This window comes from Actibacterium sp., from assembly GCF_041584535.1.
Lineage (GTDB): Bacteria > Pseudomonadota > Alphaproteobacteria > Rhodobacterales > Rhodobacteraceae > Actibacterium_D.
Map to the genome: position 1 here is coordinate 1 of NZ_JBFHDW010000268.1, position 3,543 is coordinate 3,543.

At 62.4% G+C, this 3,543-nt stretch carries 3 protein-coding genes and 1 pseudogene; 1 reads left to right on the plus strand and 3 read right to left on the minus strand.

Features of this window, described 5'->3' with window-relative positions; all coding sequences use genetic code 11:
- Positions 1-592 (plus strand): carboxylating nicotinate-nucleotide diphosphorylase (gene nadC, locus ABYW26_RS12030; RefSeq protein WP_372605143.1); only part of this gene is annotated, 592 nt, incomplete at its 5' end.
- Between the two features lie 71 nt (positions 593-663).
- On the opposite strand, the gene fahA is transcribed toward nadC, so the two are convergent.
- The 3 genes and pseudogenes from fahA to ABYW26_RS12045 all read right to left on the minus strand — a co-directional run.
- Entirely contained in the window at positions 664-1,926 is a 1,263-nt protein-coding gene (gene fahA, locus ABYW26_RS12035) for a fumarylacetoacetase (protein ID WP_372605144.1), read from the minus strand.
- A gap of 16 nt (positions 1,927-1,942) precedes the next feature.
- On the minus strand, positions 1,943-3,295 hold the full coding sequence (hmgA, locus tag ABYW26_RS12040; RefSeq protein WP_372605145.1) for a homogentisate 1,2-dioxygenase: 1,353 nt from the start codon (positions 3,293-3,295) through the stop codon (positions 1,943-1,945).
- A 102-nt stretch (positions 3,296-3,397) separates the two neighbouring features.
- A pseudogene (locus ABYW26_RS12045) lies at positions 3,398-3,543 on the minus strand (tRNA pseudouridine(38-40) synthase TruA); the annotation flags it as partial.

The window sequence follows — 3,543 nt, forward strand, 5'->3', positions numbered from 1 at the left end:
GACGCTGATGGAGATTTCCGGCCCCGCCGCGTCGATCCTGTCGGCCGAACGCGTGGCGCTGAACTTTGCCGGGCGTCTGACCGGCATCGCGACAATGACGGCGGCCTTTGTGGCCGAAACCAAGGGCACCAAGACCCGCATCACCTGCACCCGCAAGACCACGCCGGGCCTGCGGATCGTCGAAAAGCTGGCGGTGCTGCATGGCGGCGGGTTCAACCACCGCTTTGGCCTGTCGGACGCGATCCTGATCAAGGACAACCACATCGCGGCGGCGGGCGGGGTGCGCGCAGTGCTGGAATCGGCCAAGGCCGTGGCCTCGCATATGGTGCGGGTCGAGATCGAGGTTGATCGTCTGGACCAGCTGGACGAGGTTCTGACCACCGGCGGCGCCGACGTGGTGCTGCTGGACAACATGGACACGCCGACGCTGGCCGAGGCGGTCAAGATGGTGCAGGGGCGTCTGGTGCTTGAGGCCTCGGGCAACATGAAACTGCCGCGCATCGCCGAGGTTGCCGCGACGGGGGTCGATTACATCTCGTCCGGGGCGCTGACCCATTCGGTGAAAACGCTGGATCTGGGTCTGGATTTCTGAACCCCGGCCGCCGCGTCGCATGAAAAAAGCCCCGGTCATTGCCGGGGCTTTGTCGTTTCAGGGCGCTGGGGTCAGCGCGCGTAAGGGTCTTTCAGCGCCGGGATCACCTGACCGGTGCAATCGCCAAAGCCGATGGAATAGCCGTCACCGTGGCAGGTGCCGTGCAGGGTCAGGGTATCGCCATCTTCGACAAAGCTGCGGGTTTCACCGCTGGCAAGGGTGAACGGCTCTTTCCCGCCCCAGCTGAGTTCCAGCAGTGACCCACGGCTGTCCTTGGTCGGCCCCGAGATCGTGCCCGAGCCCAGAAGGTCGCCGACATTCATCGCACAGCCCGATGTGGTGTGATGCGCCAGTTGCTGGGCCGCCGAATAATACATCTCGCGGTAATTGGTGCGGGTGATGGTCGAGGCCGGTTTGCCCGCCGGGGCCAGCGATACGCTGAGGTCGATGTCATACAGCATCGGGCCGGTGTCGCGCAGATGCGGCAGCAGTTCGAATTCGCGCTCGGGCGTGTCGCAGGCGAACGGCTCCAGTGCGGCGCGGGTCACGATCCACGGGCTGATCGAGGTGGCGGTGGCCTTGGCCTGAAACGGGCCCAGCGGCTGGTATTCCCACGCCTGAATGTCGCGTGCCGACCAGTCATTCAGCAGCACATAGCCAAAGATCATCTGGTTGGCCTCGTCCACCGTCACGGGCCAATCCGAGGACTGACCGACAATCGCGCCGATCTCAAGCTCGATGTCAAAGCGCCGCGATGGCAGAAAGGCGGGCCGGGGCTGATCGGGCGATTTCAACTGGCCCCACGGGCGGCGCACATCGGTGCCGCTGACAATGACCGAGCTGGCGCGGCCGTTATAGCCGATCGGAATGTGCAACCAGTTGGGCGGCAAGGCATTTTCCGGGTCGCGGAACATGCAGCCGACATTATAGGCGTGGTTCCGGCCCGCGTAGAAATCGGTGTATTCCGACACGGCAAACGGCATTTCCATCATCGCATCCGCCATCGGCACCAGTGCCGCCTGAACCGCGGCGCGGGCTTGGGCATCGGCACCCTCGGCCAGCAGAGCGGTCAGTTGCGCGCGGAAATCGGCCCAGACCTGCGGGCCAAGCTCCATGAAGTCATTCCAATAGGGCACGTCGAAAACCGGGCTGTCACCGGGCGACAGAACCCCGTCTTCTTCCAGTTTGGTGACATCCAAAATCATGTCGCCAATAGCAACGCCGCAGTGGCTTTCACCGCCAGCCACCGAGAACACGCCATAGGGCAGATTGTTCAGCGGAAACGGGCTGGTCGCCGAATTGGCGCTGTCGATCCAGGATTTAAGCAAGGGCATGGCGTGTCTTTCTTGGTTATTTCGTTCCGGGCGTGCCGTCGAATTTCTTTTCCAGCGCGTCCCAGCAGTCAACGTAATTGTCCTGCAGCGGCGCTTCGGTCGCTGCAAAAGGCGTCAGATGCTGCGGGAACCGGGTTTCAAACATGAAGGACATGGTGTTGTCCAGAAAATGCGGCTGCATCAGTTCGTTGCTGGCGCCCTCAAACGCGTCGCGGTCCGGCCCGTGCGGCAGCATCATGTTATGCAGGCTGGTGCCGCCGGGGATAAAGCCCTCGGGCTTGGCGTCGTAGATGCCATAGATGTTGCCCATCAGCTCGGACATGATGTTCTTGTGATACCACGGCGGGCGGAAGGTGTTCTCGGCCACCATCCAGCGCTCGCGGAACAGCACAAAGTCGATATTGGCGGTGCCGGGCACGCCCGAGGGGGCGGTGAGCACGGTAAAGATCGACGGATCCGGGTGATCGAACAGCACCGCGCCCACCGGGCTGAAGGTGCGCAGGTCGTATTTGAACGGTGCGTAATTGCCGTGCCATGCCACCACGTCCAGCGGCGAATGGTCGATAAAGGTCTCGTGGAACTGGCCACACCATTTGATGACAACCCGGCTTGAGGCATCGCGGTCCTCATAGGCGGCGACGGGGGTCTTGAAATCGCGCGGGTTGGCCAGACAGTTGGCGCCGATCGGGCCACGACCGGGCAGGTCGAATTTCTGGCCGTAGTTTTCGCAGACAAAGCCGCGCGCCGGGCCTTCCAGAACCTCGACCCGGTAGACCAGACCACGCGGCAGCATGGCGATCTCTTTCGGTTCGACGTCGATCACCCCCAGCTCGGTCGAGAACCGCAAGCGGCCCTCCTGCGGCACGACCAGCAGTTCACTGTCGGCCGAGAAGAAATATTCGTCCTGCATCGACTCGGTCACCAGATAGATATGCGTCGCCATCCCGACCTGAGTGTTCACATCCCCCGCCGTGGTCATGGTGCGCATGCCGCTGATCCATGTCAGCGGCGCATCCGAATGCGGCACCGGGTCCCAGCGGTATTGGCCAAGGCTGATGACATCGGGATCAACGCAGGGTGCCGATTTCCAATAAGGCACGTCGATCTTGGCAAAGCGCCCGGTGTGCTTGACCGACGGGCGGATGCGATAGCACCATGTGCGTTCGTTCTGACCGCGCGGCGCGGTAAAGGCGGTGCCGGACAGCTGTTCGGCATAAAGACCGTAATTGCATTTCTGCGGGCTGTTCATGCCTTGGGGCAGGGCGCCGGGCAGGGCCTCGGTCTCGAAATCATTGCCAAAGCCGGACATGTAATTGCTGTCGGGCTGCACGTGTTTCATCGTGGTATTGGCTTGGATCTGCTGGTCCATCGCGGCGTCCTCCGGGGTCTGATCTGTGACTTCGTATAATTGTTGCAAGTGCAACGAACAAGTCAAAATGTCGCACCTTGGATATATCATTGTGCCTGAAGGTCAGGAAAACGGATCTTGGGGATAGCCGACGCGGGCCAGATACAGGCCCTGCGGCGGGCAAACCGGGCCACAAGCGGCGCGGTCGCGGGCGTCGAGCGCGGTTTTCACGTCGATAGGCGCCCAAGACCTGGCGCCGACGCGTTCCA